The 18887-nt window shown below is 69.2% G+C and carries 16 protein-coding genes; 3 read left to right on the top strand and 13 right to left on the bottom strand.

The window, feature by feature from the left end; translation table 11 throughout:
- Positions 1–112: 112 nt before the first annotated feature.
- The 4 genes from JJL56_RS18575 to JJL56_RS18560 all read right to left on the bottom strand — a co-directional run bounded on the left by JJL56_RS18575 (position 113) and on the right by JJL56_RS18560 (position 4219).
- Complete coding sequence (locus JJL56_RS18575) at positions 113–790, bottom strand: GntR family transcriptional regulator (RefSeq protein WP_200485878.1); 678 nt, start codon at positions 788–790, stop codon at positions 113–115.
- Positions 791–883: 93 nt separating this feature from the next.
- Positions 884–2197: an aspartate aminotransferase family protein gene (locus JJL56_RS18570; RefSeq protein ID WP_145629060.1), complete on the bottom strand. Its 1314-nt coding sequence runs from the start codon at positions 2195–2197 to the stop codon at positions 884–886.
- A gap of 61 nt (positions 2198–2258) precedes the next feature.
- Positions 2259–3254, bottom strand: coding sequence for a transketolase family protein (locus tag JJL56_RS18565; protein ID WP_200485877.1), 996 nt, complete (start codon positions 3252–3254; stop codon positions 2259–2261).
- On the bottom strand, positions 3251–4219 hold the full coding sequence (locus JJL56_RS18560; RefSeq protein ID WP_200485876.1) for a transketolase: 969 nt from the start codon (positions 4217–4219) through the stop codon (positions 3251–3253). Before JJL56_RS18560 ends, JJL56_RS18565 begins: the two co-directional genes overlap by 4 nt.
- Positions 4220–4421: 202 nt before the next feature.
- Here JJL56_RS18560 and JJL56_RS18555 point away from each other — a divergent pair, with 202 nt between their 5' ends.
- The 3 genes from JJL56_RS18555 to JJL56_RS18545 are packed head-to-tail and all read left to right on the top strand — an operon-like array spanning position 4422 to position 8350.
- A complete protein-coding gene (locus JJL56_RS18555) occupies positions 4422–5801 on the top strand; it encodes an aminotransferase (RefSeq protein WP_145629056.1) in 1380 nt (459 codons plus the stop codon).
- Positions 5802–5813: 12 nt separating this feature from the next.
- A complete protein-coding gene (locus JJL56_RS18550) occupies positions 5814–7241 on the top strand; it encodes an amidase (protein ID WP_200485875.1) in 1428 nt (475 codons plus the stop codon).
- Between the two features lie 17 nt (positions 7242–7258).
- Positions 7259–8350, top strand: a complete 1092-nt coding sequence (locus JJL56_RS18545; RefSeq protein ID WP_145629052.1) for an ABC transporter ATP-binding protein — start codon at positions 7259–7261, stop codon at positions 8348–8350.
- Positions 8351–8413: 63 nt separating this feature from the next.
- Here the strand turns inward: JJL56_RS18545 and JJL56_RS18540 are convergent, their stop codons facing one another.
- The 9 genes from JJL56_RS18540 to JJL56_RS18500 form a co-directional block, all read right to left on the bottom strand.
- Complete coding sequence (locus JJL56_RS18540) at positions 8414–8845, bottom strand: DoxX family protein (RefSeq protein ID WP_145629050.1); 432 nt, start codon at positions 8843–8845, stop codon at positions 8414–8416.
- A 697-nt stretch (positions 8846–9542) separates the two neighbouring features.
- The gene (locus tag JJL56_RS18535) at positions 9543–10199 is read right to left on the bottom strand and encodes a TetR/AcrR family transcriptional regulator (RefSeq protein ID WP_247891137.1); all 657 of its coding nucleotides are present in this window, start codon (positions 10197–10199) and stop codon (positions 9543–9545) included.
- A 29-nt stretch (positions 10200–10228) separates the two neighbouring features.
- Complete coding sequence (locus JJL56_RS18530) at positions 10229–11635, bottom strand: MmgE/PrpD family protein (RefSeq protein WP_145629628.1); 1407 nt, start codon at positions 11633–11635, stop codon at positions 10229–10231.
- Entirely contained in the window at positions 11632–13146 is a 1515-nt protein-coding gene (locus tag JJL56_RS18525) for an AMP-binding protein (protein WP_145629629.1), read from the bottom strand. Before JJL56_RS18525 ends, JJL56_RS18530 begins: the two co-directional genes overlap by 4 nt.
- A 49-nt stretch (positions 13147–13195) precedes the next feature.
- Positions 13196–14368, bottom strand: coding sequence for an acyl-CoA dehydrogenase family protein (locus tag JJL56_RS18520; protein ID WP_119509756.1), 1173 nt, complete (start codon positions 14366–14368; stop codon positions 13196–13198).
- 18 nt (positions 14369–14386) lie between these two features.
- Positions 14387–15634, bottom strand: coding sequence for a dihydrolipoamide acetyltransferase family protein (locus JJL56_RS18515; RefSeq protein ID WP_200485873.1), 1248 nt, complete (start codon positions 15632–15634; stop codon positions 14387–14389).
- Between the two features lie 2 nt (positions 15635–15636).
- The gene (locus JJL56_RS18510; RefSeq protein WP_200485872.1) at positions 15637–16425 is read right to left on the bottom strand and encodes an enoyl-CoA hydratase/isomerase family protein; all 789 of its coding nucleotides are present in this window, start codon (positions 16423–16425) and stop codon (positions 15637–15639) included.
- Positions 16426–16449: 24 nt separating this feature from the next.
- Positions 16450–17424, bottom strand: coding sequence for an alpha-ketoacid dehydrogenase subunit beta (locus JJL56_RS18505; RefSeq protein WP_145629632.1), 975 nt, complete (start codon positions 17422–17424; stop codon positions 16450–16452).
- Positions 17425–17430: 6 nt separating this feature from the next.
- A complete protein-coding gene (locus tag JJL56_RS18500) occupies positions 17431–18444 on the bottom strand; it encodes a thiamine pyrophosphate-dependent dehydrogenase E1 component subunit alpha (protein ID WP_247891136.1) in 1014 nt (337 codons plus the stop codon).
- Between the last annotated feature and the right edge of the window lie 443 nt (positions 18445–18887).

Raw genomic sequence — 18887 nt, 5'->3', positions numbered from 1 at the left:
ACGGTTGGAAAATGATCACTTCCATCATTTTCCAACCGTGAAACCCGTCAGATCAAAGCGTTAGCGTTGATTGAGAGGGTGATACCAACGGCGCCTTCAGGTGCCGTTGGTATCAGGCCGGCGTCAGGGACTGGCCGATTTTTTCCAGGTAGGGGATCAGGCTCTCGCCGCCGCGGATGATGTCGCGTTCGATGGCGGCCCGCGCGGCGGGGCCGTCATGGGCGCGGAGTGCGGCTATCAGCGCCAGATGCTCGTCGGCGCCGGCGTAGTCGTCGTGTTCGACCTCGTTGTAGAACACGTTCAGGATCGGACCCATCGACACCCACAGGCTTTCGATCTGGCCGACCAGCATTTCCATCCCCGACAGCCGGTAGACCGCGAAGTGGAAGTCGCGGTTGTGCTGAAGCGCCGCCGTGACGTCGCGGGCGCGCTCCGCCGCGTCGAACCGGGCATGTGCCTCGGTCAGGCGGGCGATGTCCTCCGCCGTGGCATGGGCGGCGCCGAGTTCCGCCGCCAGGCCTTCCAGGGCGATGCGGATGGTGCGGATTTCCAGATAGCGCGACAGGCTGAGCCCCGGCACGCAGACGAAGCGGCCCGATCGCAGTTCCAGCCCCTGTTCGCTGACCAGCCGCAGGCAGGCCTCGCGCACCGGCGTTATGCTGGTGCCCAACTCGTCCGCCAGATCCTGCATGACCAGCCGCTGGCCCGGCTTGAAGCTCCCCGCGATTAGCGCTTCGCGCACCGCCACATAGGACCGCGCCGACAGGTTTCCCGGTTCGATCGGCTGCATTCGCACGACGTCATCTCCTCACACACGGACGAACGGCAGGGGGCGATGCCTTGGGCCCGCCCCCGCCATCCTATAAGCTATAACACAGAAAGGTCAGGCGCCGACCCGCATCGCTGCAGGCAGCGCATGCAGTGTCTCGGCGATGACACCCAGCGTGCGGTCGATTAGCGCCTCGTCATGGGCGGTCGACAGGTAGAGGCGCTTCAGCGGCAGGGGCTGGAAGATGAACCGCTGCTCCACCAGCCGCCGGCGGAAGGCGAGGTCGGCGGCGTTGTCGTTGCGCAGCAGATCCTCGTAGCGCTGGAAGGCGCCCTGGAAGAAATAGAGCAGCCAGACAGAGCCGTAGCCGGCCGGTTGCGCCGGAATCCCCAGCCGCTCCACGATGGCGGACAGGCCGTTTCGCATGCGGTCGCCCAGGGCGAACAGCCGCTCGTAGGTGCCCGGCCGCTCCAGCTCGCCGATGGTCGCCAAGAGGGCCGCCAGCGAGGGCGGCGTGCCGTTGAAGGTGCCGCCCATGAAGACCGCGCCCTGGCCGGTCCGGCCCAGCCGTTCCATCAGGTCGGCGCGGCCGGCCAGGATCCCGACCGGATGGCCGGAGGCCACTGCCTTGCCGAAGGTGGCGAGATCGGGCGTCACCCCGACGATGGACTGGTAGCCGCCCAGTGCGTGGCGGAAGCCGGTGATGACCTCGTCGAAGATCAGCACGGTGCCATGGTCGGCGGTCAGCCGACGCAGGTCGCGCAGGAAGGCGTCATGGGCGACCACCGATCCCATATTGTGGGCGATCGGCTCGATGATGACCGCGGCGACCTCGCCCGGATGGGCGGACAGGTAATCCTCCACCGCCTGGGCGTCGTTGTAGGGCAGGACCACGGTGTGCCGGGCGGCGTCGAGCAGGATGCCGTCGCACACCGGGTCGTATTGGCCGATGCGGTCGGCGGGCGACTGCACGTTCATGGCGACATAGTCGTGCCAGCCGTGATAACCGCCCTGGAACTTGATGACGGTGCGCCGCCCGGTGGCGGCGCGGGCCAGCCGTAGCGCGTGGTAGGTCGCCTCCGACCCGCTGTTGCAGAAGGCCACCTGATCGGCGCAGGGGATCAGGCGGACCAGCGTTTCCGCCGCCTCGATCTCCAGGTCCAGCGCCGCGGCGCCGATCAGGTCGATGCGTTCGGACACCGCCGTCACGCGGTCACGCACGGCGGCGGCGCAGTGGCCCAGCATGTTGGCGCCGAATCCGCAGTGATAATCGACATGCTCGTTGCCGTCGGCGTCGTACAGGTACGGTCCGGCGGCGCGCACGAACACATAGGGGTGAGCCAGCTGACGGCTGGGGCTGAGCAGCCCGCCGGGCATGACGGCCCGCGCCCGCGCGGTCAGCGCGGCGTTGTCGGTTTCGATTGGCATGGTTGGTCCTCGTCAGGGCTGCCGGGACGGGCAGCGGATCGGCCCGTCCCGGCCGGCGGTCTCAGGACAGGATGTCGTGGACGACCGTCTCGATGCCGGCGGCGTCGAGCTGGTAGTGGCGGTAGAGGTGCGTCGGCGGGGCGATCAGGCTGTATTCGTCGCGGATGCCGTGGCGGATCAGCACCGCCTTCGTTCCGGCCTCCGCCATCACCTCCGCCACGGCACCGCCGAGCCCGCCGAGGATGTTGTGCTCCTCTACCGTGAGGATGATGCGGGAGCGTTCGGCCGCCGCCAGCACCGCCTCGCGGTCGAGCGGCTTGATCGTGTGCATGTCGATCAGCCCGACCGACAGGCCGGACGCCCGCAGCGCCCGCACCGCCTCGCGGGAAGGGTGGACCATGGTGCCGCAGGCGATGATGGTCAGGTCGGTGCCCGTCTCATGTTCGATGGCTTTGCCGAACCGGAAATCCGGCAGGTCGTCATAGACGTTCGGTTCCTGCCCGCGGCCGATGCGGAAATAGATCGGCTCCGGGTGGTCGGCCGATGCCTTGATCGCGGCGGCCAGCTGCGGACCGTCGGCCGGATTGACCACGGTCAGCCCGGCGATGGAGCGCATGATCGCCAGATCCTCCGTCGCATGGTGCGAGGTGCCGTAGAAGCCGAGCGCGATGCCGGCATGGTGCCCGATCAGTCGCACCGGCAAGGCGGAATAGGCGACGTCCATGCGGATCTGCTCGCAGCACAGCAGCCCGAGGAAGGAGGCGAAGGTCGCCACGAATGGCATCATGCCGGTGGTGGCGATGCCGGCTGCCGCGGACACCATGTTCTGTTCCGAGATGCCGAACTGGATGAAGCGGTCGGGATACCGGGCGGCGAAGCGGGCGAGGCCGTTGGAGTATTGCAGGTCGGCGGTCCCGGCCATCACCGGATGGCCGTCCTCCACCAGCGCCGACAGCGCATCCGACAGGTAGGACAGGCCGGGCGCGCGGGCATTGAGCTGCCGGTATTGCCAGCTGCCGGGATTGACCGGCCCGGCGAGGGTTTCTGCGGCGGTCATCGGGCGTCTCCTTGGGCGGCGTCTTTTTGGGCGATGGCGGGGCTGGCGGGCTGCCCCATGATCTCGGCGATGGCGGCGGCCTCGTCCTCCGGCGCCAGATATCCCAGGTGCCAGCCGGCCTCCCGCTCCATGTAGCCGACACCCTTGCCCTTCAGGGTCCTGGCGATGACGCAGGCCGGCTTCCGGCGGGTCTTGTCCTGCTTCAGCCGGCGGAACAGGGTGGCGAGAGCGGCGACGTCGTGGCCGTCCACCTCATGCACCTCCCAGCCGAAGGCTCGCCATTTGTCGGCCAGCGGCTCGATCCCCATCACCTCGTCGACTTGGCCGTCGAGCTGGTAGCCGTTGCGGTCGACGATGGCGATCAGGTTGCCGGCCTTCTGATGGGCGGCGGCCATCGCCGCTTCCCACACCTGCCCTTCCTGCATCTCGCCATCGCCGAGCATGACATAGACGTCGAAGCGCCGGCCCATCATCCGGCCGCCCATCACCATGCCGAGACCGGCGGACAGCGCGTGCCCGATGGAGCCGGAGCTGAAATCCACCCCCGGCACCTTGGTCATGTCCGGGTGGTCGCCAAGCGGATTGCCGAGACGGGTGTAGCCGTCCAGCAGCTCCTTCGGAAAGAAGCCCCAGTCGGCCAGCAGCGGGTAGAGCCCGACCGCGGCGTGGCCCTTGCCCATCAGGAAACGGTCGCGGTCCGGCCAGCGCGGCTCGCCGTGACGCAGGCGCATGGCGTCGTAATAGAGCGTCGCGAACAGCTCCGCGCAGGAGAAGGTCGAGGAATAGTGGCCGACCTTGGCGATGGCGATCAGCCGGATCGTCTCCAGCCGGACATGCCGGGCGCGTTCCTCCAGATGAGCGATGGTTTCGGGCGCCAAAATTTCGGGCGCCAAAATTTCGGGCGTCGGAGTTCGGCCGGCGCCCATGGGATCGGGCGCCGGTCCGGCGATGGCGGTCGTTGGCATGGTCATCCTGTCAGCGGATCGGCGCTGGATCGTGTGGGCGGGGTGCAAGGGCGCGCCGAATTGCCCTCGACAACTTATAACTTATAAGATACAAGTTGGGAATGGCAAGCGCGACGTTGCCGCCCATTCCGCCGCGGTCTGCGGCCGGAACCCCCGTCGGCGCCCCCGTATCCAATCCCCGCAATCAGGATGAGCCGATCCCATGACCAACGCCCTTCGTGCCTTGGACATCGACCTGCATCTGCATTCGCAAACCAATGCCCGCGCCCATGAGGAGCGCGGGCCGCTCGCCCTGGTGCGGGGCGACGGCGTCCATGTCGTGGACGAGTCCGGCCGCCGCTATATCGAGGGGATGGCCGGGCTGTGGTGCGCGTCGCTCGGCTTCGACGAGGCGCGGCTGGCCGAGGTTGCCGCCCGCCAGATGCGGACGCTGGCGACCTATCACACCTTCAACCACCGCACGAACGACGCCTGCGTCGCGTTGGCGGAAGCCATCTCGGCCATCTCGCCGATCAAGGGCGGGAAGATCTTCTTCGCCAATTCGGGGTCGGAGGCCAACGACACGATGGTGAAGCTGGCTTGGTACTACAACGCCGCGCGGGGCCGGCCTGAGAAGCGCAAGATCATCAGCCGCACCGGCGCCTTCCACGGCAGCACGGTGATGGGCGCGGCGCTCAGCGGCCTGCCGCACATGCACCGCGCCTTCAACCTGCCGGACCAGGGGGTGGTCTTCACCGCCTGCCCCAACCATGCCCGCCATGCGGAACCCGGCGAAAGCCGGGAGGATTACGCGACAAGGCTCGCCGCCGAGCTGGAGGCGCTGATCCAGGCGGAGGGTGCCGACAGCATCGCGGCAATGATCGCCGAACCGGTGATGGGGGCGGGCGGGGTGATCCTGCCGCCGGAGACCTACTTCCCCAAAATCCAGGCGGTGCTGGCCCGCCATGACATCCTGCTGCTGGCCGATGAGGTGATCTGCGGGTTCGGCCGCACCGGCAACTGGTTCGGCAGCCAGACCTTCGGCTTCCTGCCGGATATGATGTCGATGGCGAAGGGCCTGTCGTCAGGCGCCATTCCCATCGCCGCGGTGGCGCTGAGCGACCGCATCTATCAGGCGATTGCCGACCAGAGCGCGGAGATCGGCGTCTTCGGCCACGGCTTCACCTATTCCGGTCATCCGGTGTCGGCGGCGGTCGCGACGGAGGCGATCCGCATCTATCACGAGATCGATGTGGTCGGCCGTGCCCGCCGGCTGGGGGCCTATCTGCGCGCCGCCCTGGACGAGGCTTTGGCCGGGCACCCGCTGGTCGGCGAGATCCGCAGCGTCGGCCTGCTGGCCGGCATCGGCCTGACCGCCGACCCGGCGACCGGCCGCGAGTTCGATCCCGCCCTGCGGGTCGGTGCGCAGGTGGAGCGGCGCTGCCTCGCCCATGGGGCGATCATCCGCAACATGGGCGACAACATCGCGCTCTGCCCGCCCTACGTCATCGAACCCGGACAGATCGACGCGCTGGTGGAGCGGCTGCGTGCCGCGCTCGACGATGTCGCCGACACGCTGTCCCGCGACAGCCTCGCCGCCTGAGGGGGACCCGTCATGACTTATCTCGATCTGCTCGATCAGGCCCGCCTGATCCGTGACGGCGAAATCAGCGCCGCCGAACTGCTCGACGCCGCCATCGCCCGCATCGAGGCGGTGAACCCGGTGCTGAACGCGGTGATCCTGCCGCTCTACGATCAGGCCTGCGCCGCGCTGGAGAGTGGGGAGGCGTCGTCCGGACCCTTCGCCGGCGTGCCCTTCCTGATCAAGGATCTCTACTGCCATGTCAGCGGCACGCCGACCACCGGCGCCTCTCGCCTGCTGGCCGGGGCCGTCGTCGACCATGACAGCGAATTGATGGCCCGTTACCGCCGCGCCGGCCTGCTGACGGTCGGCAAGACCAACCTATGCGAGTTCGGGACGCTCGGCACGACGGAGCCGGTGCTGTTCGGCCCGACCCGCAACCCGTGGGACCCCAGCCGGTCCAGCGGCGGGTCGAGCGGCGGTGCCGCGGCGGCGGTCGCAGGCGGCATGGTGCCGGTGGCCCATGGCGGCGACGGCGCCGGCTCAATCCGCATTCCCGCTTCCTGCTGCGGCCTGTTCGGGCTGAAGCCGACGCGGGGGCGCATCACCATGGGCCCCGATCTGGGCGACAGCCTGGGCGGCATCGTCAACGAACATGTGGTGACGATGACCGTGCGCGACAGCGCGGCCCTGCTCGACGCCACCCACGGGCCGATGGCCGGCGATCCCTACAGCGCGCCGCCGCCGGCGGACAGCTTCCTGTCGCAGGTCGGCCGCGAACCCGGACGCCTGCGCATCGCGGTCACCGACCACTCGCTGCTGGGCACCGATGTCGATCCCGATTGTGTGGCCGCGGTGCGCGACACCGCCCGTCTTTGCGCCGAGTTGGGGCATGACGTCGAAATCGCCGCCCCGGTCTTTGACGCGGAACAATACCAGTCGGCCTATCGCCGTTTCTGGTCGATGACGGCGACGCGCAGCCTATGGAGCATCGGCCGCGCCACCAATCGCTCCCCCGCCGCGCTGGCCGACGAGGTCGAGCCCTTCAACCGCCATCTGTTTGAGCATGGCAGCCGCATCCTGGCGGCGGATTACGTGACGGATCTCGGCTGCTTCCATGGTTTCTCCCGCATCCTCGGGCGCTTTCTGGAACGCTACGACGTCTGGCTGACGCCGACGCTGGGCTCGCCGCCGCCGAAGCTCGGCCATTTCGATGCCGGGCTGCATGGCGGGGAAGCCGTGATGGATCGCTTCATGCAATTCCTGGCCTTCACCACCTTCGCCAACATGGCCGGCCTGCCGGCGATGAGCGTTCCGCTGTCGTGGAACGCCGAAGGGCTGCCGGTCGGCTCCCAGTTCACCGGCCGCGTAGGCGACGAGGCGACGCTGTTCCGTCTCGCCGGCCAGTTGGAACGCGCCCGCCCCTGGCGGGACCGCCGCCCGCCCGTCCACGCCGCCTGACCCCGGAGGATACGATCATGGAAAGCCAGGGATTTGTGGAGTTCGCCGGCGTCCAGAAAAGCTATGACGGGCGCACTCTGGTGATTGAGGGACTGGACCTGTCGATCCCAAAGGGGGAATTCCTGACGATGCTGGGGCCGTCGGGTTCCGGCAAGACCACCAGCCTGATGATGCTGGCGGGGTTCGAGGCGCCGTCGCGCGGCGAAATCCGGGTGGCCGGCAGGCCGATCCAGAATGTGCCGCCGCACCGCCGCAACATCGGTATGGTGTTCCAGAACTACGCGCTGTTCCCGCATATGACCATCGCCGAGAATCTGGCCTATCCGCTGAAGGTGCGCCGGATGGGACGTGCGGAGATGGAGGGGCGGGTGGCCCGCGCGCTCGACATGGTGCAGATGGGGGCGCTGGCGCAGCGCCGTCCCTCCCAACTCTCGGGCGGGCAGCAGCAGCGGGTGGCGCTGGCGCGGGCGCTGGTGTTCGAACCGGATCTGGTGCTGATGGACGAGCCGCTGGGGGCGCTGGACAAGAACCTGCGGGAGCACATGCAGTTCGAGATCAAGCATCTGCATGAGCGTCTCGGCGTCACCATGGTCTATGTCACCCACGACCAGGCGGAGGCTCTGACCATGTCCGACCGCATCGCCGTCTTCAACCGCGGCCGGGTGGAACAGCTGGCGACGCCGGAAGAACTGTACGAGAAACCGGCCACCGTCTTCGTCGCCGGCTTCATCGGCGAGAACAACCGGCTGTCCGGCGTGCTGGCCGACCGGCAGGGCGATGGCGGGGCCGTCAGGCTGGAGAGCGGTTTGGTGGTGCAGGCCCGTGTTGCCGCCGGGCTGGGGGCCGGGGCTTCGGTCACCGTGTCATTGCGGCCCGAGCGGGTCCGGCTGGTGCCGACCGGCGAAGCCGGAGGAGAGGGCCTGTTCGGCCATGTCTGCGAACTGATCTATCTGGGCGACCACATCCGCGTGCATCTGGCGGACGGTCCGGCCGCCGGTCTGGTCGCGAAAATTCCCAACAACGCCGATCACCAGCATGTGCGCCCGGGCGGCCGTTATCGGGTGGAATGGGGACCGGCCGACGCCATCGCGCTGCCGGTCGGTCACTGACCGGAGCGACGTCCGGCCGGCGGGGGAGGCGCTTTGGCGCCTCCGCACCGTCGGGCGGTTTGTTCAGCGGCGGGCATCCAGGCTGAAGCGGCCGGCGCCGAAGGCGACGATCTGCAACAGGCCGCCGGCGATCGAGATGTTCTTGAAGAAGTGGAAGTACTGGTCGAGGTCGGCGAGGTTGTTGTGGAAGGTCACCGCCGTCGCGACCGTGAAGACCGCCATGGCGAGCGCCACCAGCCGGGTCTGGAAGCCGACGATCAGGGCCAGGCCGCCCACCAGTTCGACCAGCAGCGCCATCGCATAGGACAGTTCGGGCACCGGCAGGCCGACCGACTGGATGTAGCCGATGGTCATCGTCGGTGCGATCAGCTTGCCATAGCCGGAGACCAGGAACAGGCCCGCCAGCAAGACGCGGCCAGCCAGCGGAGCCGCATCGGCGGCGATCGAGGCCATCGGAAGGGAGGAGGTCGAAGCGGTCGGGGCGGAGATGGTCATGTCAGTCATCCTTGCTTTGATCGGGTTTCGGTGATCGGGATTTTCGGATCGGCGCCTGGTTTCTTCGTCGGCGCCGGGGATGACAGAGATCTACGCGCCTTCTCCGTTCAGGAAAATCGGGATAAAATGGACCGTAACATTCGAGAAAACTGAAAAGAGGCCGAGCGCTACCCCCCTTGCTGCGATTGCCCGGCCACGCCAGCGTGCGTCATACAGGAAGTTCCGGCGGTATGTTGGTCGCGGAACCAGTCGCCCCATGCCGCAGATTGGAATTGAGTTATCGCTCAGTGTCCGTGGCATGTTCGGTAAAGGCCAAATCCTGCCCCCGCAACCAAATCACCTATTCGCCAAGGCCGGCTCCTTCTCGGAGCCGGCCTTTCGCGTTTCCAGGCCGCGGCGCTGATCACGGTCCTATGGCCATGCGACGGCAGATCGTGTCCCATGCCGTGGTGTAGGACTTGGCAAGCCAATCATCATTGCGCGCGGTGGTTCCGGCGCGAAAGTGTCCACCGATTCCGGCCGATGACGTCCACTCCGCGGGGGGCACCTTTGCAGATCACCTGCTGCGTCATCGCGCCGTCCTCGCCCGTCACCTCCACCATCACACGCCACTTCCCGGAGCGTAGACCCGGTGCCGCGCCCCGGATGCGAGGCGCCCGATTGAAGTCGGTCGGCTTGGGGAGTGCGGCGGCGTCGTTCAGCCAAGCGGGCCGGAACCGGCGGACACCGGCGGTTCCCTGGACAAAAGGCCTTTGGCCAGCAGCTGAAGATACATCCGAACGGCCTCTTCCGGCAGATTGACGACACCGTTCTCATCGGTGTAGCGCAAGGCGAGATAACCCCGCGTGGCGATCAGCATGTAGACCAGCGGTTCCAGGGCTTCGTCGCCGAGGTTGGCGATCTCGCCGTTCTTGCGGGCGTTGCGCAGGAAGCGCATGTAGCCGCCGGTGATGTTGTGGAAATGCTGGCGGTGGGCCTTGGGCGCGAAGATTTCCGCCTCGTTGAGGATGCGCAGGAAATAGGGCATGCGCTTGAGGAAGGAGAAGAAGGCCCGGAACGACTGTTCCTCCTTCTCCAGAAAGGTCCTGGCGCCGCTGGCCTGCTGGCGGATGTGGGCCAGCATCTTGGCGCCCAGCACCGGAAGCAGCTCGTCGAAGATTTCCTGCCGCGAGGCGAAGTAGTTGTAGAAGGTGCCCTGCGCCAAGTTCGCCCGCTGGGTGATCCGGGTGATCGAGGCGTCGATGTAGCCGTATTCCCCCACCACCTCGGCGGCGGCCTGGAACAGAGCGTCACGGACCTCTTCCGACCGCTGCACCCGCGTCTTCTTTCCCGCCGTCCGCCCCATCGCCGCCATCGCCTGCAATCTCCCTATCCGTCCCGGATTTAGCCGTTCCCCACGCCTTTGACGAGAGAAACCGACGCCTGGTGCGGGTGATCGGGCAACCGCCCGAACGCCTCCAGCACGTCGTCGATCGCCGCGTCGGGCAGGGCGCGGGCGAAGCGCTCGATCCGGTCGTAGGCGTCGGCGGGCACCCCGGTCTCGCCGCCGATGCGGCGGACCAGCGCGCTCACCGCCTCCCAGGGCAGGGCGAAATCGTCGGTCGTCATGTCCTGGCGGCGGGTCAGCGCCGTGCCGTCCTCCAACACCACCTCGATGGCGCAGCACAGCCGCCGCACGCCTTCGTCGGGAACGAGATCGACCCGTTCGACCAGGGCGTTGACCGCGCCGTCGTCGTAGCGGGTCATCGTCTCCATGGTCGGCACGCCGCGCAGCAGGGTCAGCGCGATGCAGAAGGGGATGCTCATCAGCGTGCCGGAGATGCTGGCGAACGGCCCGTTGGAATCCATCCCGGCATAGCCGGTCTCGAACGGGTTCATGCGCACGGTCACGGACCGGATGGCCCGGCCTTCCACCTCGCCGCGCAGGGCGAGCGCCGCGGTGACCGGGGTCTGGTTGAAGGCGCAGACCGGGTAGGGCTTGAAGGTGACGCGATGGATCGACCAGTCGCGCCCCAGCCGCGCCGCCAGCTCCACCGGATCGCAGCCGGTGCGGGCGAAGGCGCGGACGAAGCCGGTGCGGCCCTCGAAGGCGTGGGGCGCGGAGATGGAGCCCGCCGCCGCCAGCCGCGCCGCCGTCAGGCCGTTCACCGCGGCGACGCCGACCTGATAGCGCCACTCGTCGGTGCCGTCGTCGAAGGATTGCAGGATGCCGCCGGTGAAGGAAGCGGCGTTGGCGAGCGCCGCCGCGATGCGCTCCTCCGGCAGGCCGAGCAGACACGCCGCCCCGGCGGCGGCGGCCAATGTGCCATAGAGCGGCGAGGCGCGCAGGCCGGCGGGCGTGGTCAGCGGTGAGAAGGCGTTCTCCAGCAGCCCGCCCGCCTCGTAGCCGGCGACCAGGGCCGGCAGCAGCCGTTCGACCGGGCCGTCCCCGGCCTCGACCAAGGCGGTCAGCAGAGGGATCAGCACGGCGCCGATGTGGGCGGCGCCGCAGGTGTCCTCCTGCGCCCGGCCATGGAACAGGGCGGAGCCTGCCAGCGCCGCGCCGGGAACGCTGGTCCGTCGTCCATCCCCCAGCATGGTAACGCCGCCGGAATGTTCCCCATGCAGGGCCAGCGCCGCCGCCCGCGCCACCGGGGCGTAAGACGTGCCGTGCCCGCCGAGGGCGATTCCGTAGCCGTTCAGCAGGCAGACCCGCGCCTTCTCGACCACGTCGGGCGGCAGGCTGTCCAGGGTCAGGCCGGCGATGAAGCGGGCGATGGCCGCCGCCAGGGTGTCGTCGGGAGCGGTCATGGGGTGTCCTCCGGATGGGTGGGGGCCAGTTCATCGCGCAGCACGCGCTTCAGCACCTTGCCGGACGGGTTGCGCGGCAGGGCCTCGCGCAGCAGCAGGCGCTTGGGCACCTTGAAGCCGGCGAGGTGCCGGCGGCAGTGCTGTTCCAGCGTCTCGGCGTCGAGACTCTCGCCCTCCTTGAGCACCACGACCGCCGCCGGCACCTCGCCCCAGCGCTCGTCGGGGACGGCGATGACGGCGACCTCGACGACCTGGGGCAGCAGGAAGACGACCCGTTCGATCTCCGAGGAGGCGATGTTCTCGCCGCCGCTGATGATCATGTCCTTCTTGCGGTCGGTCAGGAACAGGAAGCCGTCGGCGTCGAGATAGCCGACGTCGCCGGTGCGGAACCAGTCGCCGTAGAAGCTGCGCGCCGTCTTTTCCGGGTCCTTCCAGTAACCCTTGGTGACCTTCGGCCCGCGCAGGCAGATCTCGCCGACCTCCCCGGCGGGCAGGGAGGTGCCGGCGTCGTCGCGGATGTCGATCTCCACATGGGCGAGCGCCCGGCCCGTCGAGCCGATCTTCTCGATCTCGCGCCCGGCCTCCATCAGCGTGTCGCCCGAACAGCTCTCCGTCAGGCCGTAGCCGTCGATGTAGCGGGCGTTGGCGAACAGACCGGTGAAGTCGCGGATGCGCTGCTCCGGCGTGCGCTCGCCGCCGCCGATCGCCCATTTCAGGCTGGAGACGTCATAGCGCCCGCGCTCCGGGTGGGACAGGATGCGCCCGACCATCACCGGGGCGAACCAGGCGCCGGTCAGTCGCTCGCGCTCGATGGCGGCGAGCGCCGTGTCGGGATCGAAGTCGCGCAGCAGGCAGATCGTGCCGCCCAGCCACAGCACCGCGAGGCCCGGCAGGTCGAAGGCGCCGACATGGTACAGCGGCCCGACCGCCAGCAACCGGTCCTCCGCCGTCAGCCCCAGCGCCGTCACATGGTCCATGCATTTCCAGTAGAAGTTCTCGTAGGAATGCATGACCCCCTTGGGGTGGTCGGTGGTGCCCGAGGTGTACATCAGCCGGAACAGGTCCTGCGTCCCGCGCACCCGCATCGGCGGCACCGGCCCTTCCGTGCCGGCCAGCGTCCGTCCGTCCGCCTGCGCCGCCGCGTCGACCAGGACGGCGTTCGGGTCGTCCTCCACCGCCGCGGCCAATTCGGTGTCGGCGAAGACCAGCATCGCCCCGGCGTTGCCGGTGATGAAGGCGACCTCGGGGGCGGCCAGCCGGTAGTTGATGGGCAGGAACACCGCGCCGAGGTGGCTGGCGGCGAAGGCGATTTCCAGGAAGGCGGCGCTGTTCTTCATCACCACCGCCACCACGTCGCCCTCGCGCACGCCGCGCCGGTGGAGGAAGGCGGCCATGCGCCCGATGCGGTCGAGGAAGTCGGCGTAGCTGATGCGCTGGTCGCCGTAGACCAACGCCAGCCGGTCCGGCGTGCGCAGCGCGTGGAACCGGATGAAGGCGCTCAGATTGACCACGGGTGTCCCCTCCCTCGGGATGTGCGGCCGGCTTATCCGCCGGCTTCGCTCAGTAGGATTTCGGCATGCCGAGATCGTGCATGGCGATGAAGTTCAGCACCATCTCTTCCGACACCGGGGCGAAGCGGAACAGCCTTGCGTCGCGCCACAGCCGCTCGACGTGATACTCCTTGGCATAACCCATGCCGCCCATCGCCTGCATCGACCGCTCGATGGCGTGGGACGCCGCCTGCGCCGCGATCAGCTTGGCGATGTTGGCCTCGCTGCCGTAGGGCAGGCCCGTGTCGCACAGCGACGCCGCCTTCAAATTCATCAGCCGGGCGCATTGCAGCTCGGCGTGGGCCTGGGCGAGCGGGAACTGGACGCCCTGGTAGGCGGCCACCGGCTTGTCGCCGAAGACCTTGCGGTCCTTGGCGTAGTCCACCGCCAGCCGGATGGCGAGGCTGCCGGCGCCGACCAGTCCGGCGGTGGTGACGATGCGCTCGGTGTTCAGCACGTCGAGAAGCTGGTGCCAGCCGCCGTCGAGCGTGCCGATCAACTCGTCCGGTTCGATCCGCACGTCGTCAAAGTAGACGGTGCTGGAGGCCAGCGTGTTGGTGCCGACCTTTTCGATCGGCTGGTGGCTGAGCCCTTCGCGATCCACGTCGATCAGGAACAGGCTGATGCCGGCGGTGCGGCGGCCGGCTTCCTCCAGCCGGGTGGTGCGGGCAACCACCAGCATCTTCTGCGCGTCGGGCACGCCGGTGATCCAGATCTTCTGGCCCTTCAGCCGCCAGCCCTGGCCGTCAGCATGGGCGAAGGTCCGGATCTCCAGGCTGTTGGAGCCGGCGTTCGGCTCGGTCAGCGCCATGCAGAAATTCAGCTTGCCCTGGATCAGGGCGGGCAGCATGGCGTCCTTCTGCGCCTTGCTGCCGAACTTCGCCAGCGCCACGCCGCCGAAGATCGGGTTGATCATGAAGAGCTGGGCCAGCGTCGAGCCGCCGCCCGCCGCCGACAGCGCCTCCACCACCAGCGCCATGTCGAGCATGCCGAGGCCGGAGCCGCCATACTCCTCGGGCAGGGAGACGCCGCCGAGCCCGGATTCGCAGATGCCGGCCCAGGCCTCGGTCGGGAAGCTCTTCTTCGCGTCCTGCTCGCGCCAATAGTCGGGACCGAACTCGGCGCCGACGCGCGACGCCGTCTCGATCATCAGGCGCTGTTCTTCGGAAAGCTGGAAGTCCATGGGGAATCGTTCCTTGGGTCAGGCGGCGCGAAGCAGGCGCAGCGGCCGCTCCAGCCCGGCGATGATGCGGTTGAGGAAGGCCAGGGCGGTCACGCCGTCGAACAGCCGATGGTCCGCCGACAGGACGAGGCCGAGTTCGCGCTTCAGCACCGGCGCGCCCGCCGCATCGGGACGGAACACGGAGCGGACGCTGCCGACGCCGAGGATGCTCGACTGGCCGGGATTGATGATCGAGGTCATGTAGGTGACGTTGTGCATGCCGGCGTTCGACACGGTGACGGCGCCGCCCTGGAAGTCCTCCTCCGTCAGGCGGCCGTCGCGGGCGCGGCGGGTCAGCGACGCGGCCTCCGCCGCCAGCCGGTCGAGCGGCAGGGTCGCCGCTCCGTGCAACACCGGGGCGACCAGCCCGCGCGGCGTGTCCACCGCCATGCCGATGTCGCCGCGGCCAAGGGCGAGGATCGCGCCGCCGGAAGGCTCGTCGTCCCACACCCGGTCCATCTCCGGCATGGCGGCCAGCGCCCGCCCGACTGCGGCCAGCACCAGATGGGTCATCGAAATCCGCGGCAGCCCGGATTCGATGTCGGCATTCAGCCGGTCGCGTAGCGCGGCCAGCTCCGTCACCTCGGCTTCCGCGGCGAGGTAGAAATGCGGCACATCGCGCTTGGCGGCGGTCAGGCGGCGGGCGACGGTCGCTTGCAGGGTGGTGGGCTTCGACCGCTCCCCGGCGGGGGCTTCGACCTTTGGCGCCTGCGGCACAGGCTGAGGCGCGGGTCGAGGCGTGGGCCGCGTTTGCGCCGCCGCCTCGACATCGGCCACCTTGATGCGGCCACGCGGCCCGCTACCGGTCACCGCCGCCAGATCGACGCCGAGCCCCTCGGCGCGCCGGCGGGCGAGCGGAGTCGACAGGATGCGCTCCCCATTGCTGCGGACCGGGGCGGGCAGGGGGCGGGCGTTGGCGGCGACGGGAAGCGGGGCGGCAATCGGGGTGGGCGCCTCCGCCGGTTGCGGAGCGGGGGCGGCGCCCGCGCCATCGGCGGACCAGCGGGCGATCGGGGTGCCGACCGCCACCGTCTCGCCGGCCGGGATGGTGGTCTCGATCAGCACGCCGTCGCTGTCGGCCTCGACCTCCGAGGCGATCTTGTCGGTTTCGACGACGAGCAGCACGTCGCCGCTGCGGAAGGGCTGGCCGGGCGACACCCGCCATTCGGCGAGCACCCCTTCGGTCATCGTCAGCCCCAGCTTGGGCATCACCAGTTCGCGGACCATGGTCATTGCCCCGTGAAGGCGGCCTTGCGCTTCTCCAGGAAGGCGCGGCAGCCCTCGTGCGCGTCCCGGCTGTCGAGCACCAGCCCGATCATCGCCTGCTCGTAGGCCAGGGAGGCGCCGAGCGGCATCTCCGCGCCGTGGCGCAGCGTGCGCTTGGTCAGCTTCAGGATCAGCGGCGACTTGGCGGCGATCTTCTGGGCGGTCGCCATCGCCTCGGCCATCAGCTCGGCCTTCGGCACGGCGCGGTTGACCAGTCCCCAGGCGACCGCTTCCGCGGCGGTGAACTGGTCGCCGGTGAAGACCAGCTCACGCGCCCGGCAAGCCGGGATCTGGCGCAGGATGCGCTGGGTGCCCCCCGCGCCGGGGAACAGGCCGAGGTTGATTTCCGGCAGGCCGAACTTCGCGCTGTCGGCGGCGATGCGGATGTCGAGCGACAGCACCAGCTCGGTCCCGCCGCCGAGCGCCCAGCCGTTGACAGCGGCGACGGTCGGCTTGTCGCAGGTCTCGAACCGGCGGAACACCCGATGGACGATCTCCGCGAAGTCGAGATAGTGGGCGAGGCCCTGGCGGCTGTCGAGGTCGGCGATGTCGCCGCCGGCCACGAAGGCGCGCTCGCCCGCCCCGGTGACGACGATGACGTGCACGCCGTCGTCGGCCTCCAAGTCGCCCAGCGCCCGTTCCAGCTCCAGCAGGGTCGGCACGTCGAGCGCGTTGAGGGTCGCCGGGCGGTTGATGGTGATCAGGCCCACGGCGCCGTCGCGGCTGGTGAGGATGGGGCGTTCGTCCGTCATGATGCTGGTCCTCCCGTGGGGCGTTCAGGCGAGCGTGCTCTTGACCGCCGCGACGATCCGGTCGGCGTCGGGCAGATAGGCCGCTTCGAGGGTCTTGGCGAAGGCGATGGGCATGAAGGGCGCGCCGACCCGCAGCACCGGGGCGTCGAGGTCGTCGAAGGCGTCCGACGCGATGCGCGCGGCGATCTCCGCCCCGACTCCGAAGGCCTGCACCGCCTCGTGCGCGATCACCACCCGGTGGGTCTTGGCGACGGAGGCGAAGACGGCCTCCTCGTCCCAGGGCTGAATCCAGCGCAGATCGATGATCTCCGCCTCGATGCCCTCGGCGGCCAGCCGGTCGGCGGCGGCGCGGGCGGCGTAGAGGGTGGCGCCGTAGGTGACGATGGTGGCGTCGCGGCCCGCCCGGTCGATGCGCGCCTTGCCGACCTCGCGCGGGGCGTTCACGTCGATGTCGCCCTGAAGCGCGTAGAGCGCCTTGTTCTCGACGACGACGACCGGGTCGGGCGCCTCAATGGCGGCGCGCAGCAGGCTGTAGGCGTCGGCGACGGTGGCCGGACAGACGACGCGCAGGCCGGGGATGTGGGCGAACCACGCCTCCAGGCACTGCGAATGCTGCGGCCCGGCGTTCAGCCCGCCGCCGTGCGGCGTGCGCAGAACCATCGGCACGCTGCACTGCCCGCCGAACATGAAGCGGGCCTTGGCGGCCTGGTTGACGACGGCGTCCATCGCCAGCGTCACGAAATCCATGAACATGATCTCGACCACCGGCTTCATGCCGGTCAGCGCGGCCCCAACGGCGGCGCCGACCAGGGAGGCTTCGGAGATCGGCGTGTCGCGCACCCGCTCCGGCCCGTGGGCGTCGAGCAGGCCTCGGGTCGCCTTGAACGGCCCGCCGGCGGCGGCCACATCCTCGCCCATCAGCATCACGGCGGGGTCGGCGGCCATCGCGTCGTTGAGGGCCTGGGCGACGGCGTTCACATAGCGCAAAGGCTTCGGCATCGGCGGTCAGGCCCCGGCGGTGAGGGTGGTCGGCGTGTAGACGTCGCGGAAGGCGGCGTCGGCGTCGGGCAGGGCGTCGGCGCGGGCGGCCTCTAGGGCGTCCCTAATCTCGGCGTCCACCGAATCGACCAGGGCGGCGAGCGCCGATTCCTCGACTCCGGCGGCGAGCAGCGCCTCGGCGGAGCGGCGCAGCGGGTCGTTCTGCGGCAGGCCGGCGATCTCGTCGGCGTTGCGGTAGCGCTGCGGGTCGCCCTCGAAATGGCCGTGCCAGCGGGTGGTCAGGCATTCCAGGATGCGCGGACCGCCGGCGCGGGCGGCTTCCACCACCTCCGCGGCGGCCTCGGCGACGGCGGCGACGTCGTTGCCGTCCACCCGGCGGTGCGGCACGCCGAAGGCCGCGCCAAGCTTGTCCAGCGTCGCGGCGAACTGGGTGGAGGTCGGCGAGAATTCCGACCAGCCGTTGTTCTCGCAGACGAAGACCATCGGCAGCGTCCACAGCGCCGCCATGTTCAGGCATTCGTGCAGGGCGCCCTCGGCCATGGCGCCGTCGCCGAAGAAGGCGACCGCCACGCCGCCGGTGCGCCGCGTCTGGTGGGCGAGCGCGCTTCCCGTGGCGAGCGGTAGCCCGGCCCCGACGATGCCGTTGGCCCCCAGCACGCCGAGCGACAGGTCGGCGACGTGCATGGAGCCGCCGCGCCCGCCGCAGATGCCGCCCGCCCGCCCCATGATCTCCTTGAAGAAAAGGTCGAGCCTCACGCCGCGGGCCAGCACATGGCCGTGGCCGCGGTGGGTGGTGGCGAAGCTGTCCTGCGGCCCCAGCGCGCCGACGACCCCGGCGGCCACCGCCTCCTGCCCGACGCTGAGATGGATGAAGCCGGGGATCTCGCCGTCGGCGAACAGCCGGGACAGGGTGGTTTCGGTCGCCCGGATCGTCTGCATGGTGCGGTGGAGCGCCAGCCGCCGGTCGGTCGGGATTGAGTTGGCCGGAATCGGATCTGCCTGTGCGGCGGATGACGGCATGGGTGCCTCCCTTCGCGTTTCTTCCGCGCCCCGCCGGTGTGTGGGTAAGCGCGGTGCGGAGTCGATGCTCCGTTGGTCGACCAAACAATGAATGATGATTCATGTTTCAGTCAAGGGGTGTGTTTGCCCCCACGCCGGCCCCCTCCTGCTGGGTGGAGCTATCACAAGTTCCCTCTCCCCTCTGGGGAGAGGGTTAGGGTGAGGGGGATGCGCTTTTGCCGGACATATCGCCATGCGCAACCCCCTCACCGGCTCTCAGCGGATGCCAGAGGCATCCGCCTGCCGCCGTCAGCGCTGGCCTCTGGCCAGCGCGAGAGGCCCTTCGGGCCACCCTCTCCCCAGAGGGGAGAGGGCTATGAAGGCCAGATGCGATTGCCCGGCGGGGAGGTTTGGTGTGGGTTCTGTCTCAAGCGCATCCCGCTCAAATACACCGTTGCGCGGAC

Source organism: Azospirillum aestuarii, from assembly GCF_016632405.1.
GTDB classification, from domain to species: Bacteria; Pseudomonadota; Alphaproteobacteria; order Azospirillales; family Azospirillaceae; genus Azospirillum; species Azospirillum aestuarii.
The sequence above is the reverse complement of the archived record's forward strand: the minus strand, read 5'-3'. Positions and strand labels throughout refer to the sequence as shown.

Bases quoted from the DNA above. Each gene is read 5' to 3' on its own strand.
- JJL56_RS18575 (WP_200485878.1), bottom strand. From the start codon at position 790: ATGCAGCCGATCGAACCGGGAAACCTGTCGGCGCGGTCCTATGTGGCG.
- JJL56_RS18570 (WP_145629060.1), bottom strand. From the start codon at position 2,197: ATGCCAATCGAAACCGACAACGCCGCGCTGACCGCGCGGGCGCGGGCC.
- JJL56_RS18565 (WP_200485877.1), bottom strand. From the start codon at position 3,254: ATGACCGCCGCAGAAACCCTCGCCGGGCCGGTCAATCCCGGCAGCTGG.
- JJL56_RS18560 (WP_200485876.1), bottom strand. From the start codon at position 4,219: ATGCCAACGACCGCCATCGCCGGACCGGCGCCCGATCCCATGGGCGCC.
- JJL56_RS18555 (WP_145629056.1), top strand. From the start codon at position 4,422: ATGACCAACGCCCTTCGTGCCTTGGACATCGACCTGCATCTGCATTCG.
- JJL56_RS18550 (WP_200485875.1), top strand. From the start codon at position 5,814: ATGACTTATCTCGATCTGCTCGATCAGGCCCGCCTGATCCGTGACGGC.
- JJL56_RS18545 (WP_145629052.1), top strand. From the start codon at position 7,259: ATGGAAAGCCAGGGATTTGTGGAGTTCGCCGGCGTCCAGAAAAGCTAT.
- JJL56_RS18540 (WP_145629050.1), bottom strand. From the start codon at position 8,845: ATGACCATCTCCGCCCCGACCGCTTCGACCTCCTCCCTTCCGATGGCC.
- JJL56_RS18535 (WP_247891137.1), bottom strand. From the start codon at position 10,199: ATGGCGGCGATGGGGCGGACGGCGGGAAAGAAGACGCGGGTGCAGCGG.
- JJL56_RS18530 (WP_145629628.1), bottom strand. From the start codon at position 11,635: ATGACCGCTCCCGACGACACCCTGGCGGCGGCCATCGCCCGCTTCATC.
- JJL56_RS18520 (WP_119509756.1), bottom strand. From the start codon at position 14,368: ATGGACTTCCAGCTTTCCGAAGAACAGCGCCTGATGATCGAGACGGCG.
- JJL56_RS18515 (WP_200485873.1), bottom strand. From the start codon at position 15,634: ATGGTCCGCGAACTGGTGATGCCCAAGCTGGGGCTGACGATGACCGAA.
- JJL56_RS18510 (WP_200485872.1), bottom strand. From the start codon at position 16,425: ATGACGGACGAACGCCCCATCCTCACCAGCCGCGACGGCGCCGTGGGC.
- JJL56_RS18505 (WP_145629632.1), bottom strand. From the start codon at position 17,424: ATGCCGAAGCCTTTGCGCTATGTGAACGCCGTCGCCCAGGCCCTCAAC.
- JJL56_RS18500 (WP_247891136.1), bottom strand. From the start codon at position 18,444: ATGCCGTCATCCGCCGCACAGGCAGATCCGATTCCGGCCAACTCAATC.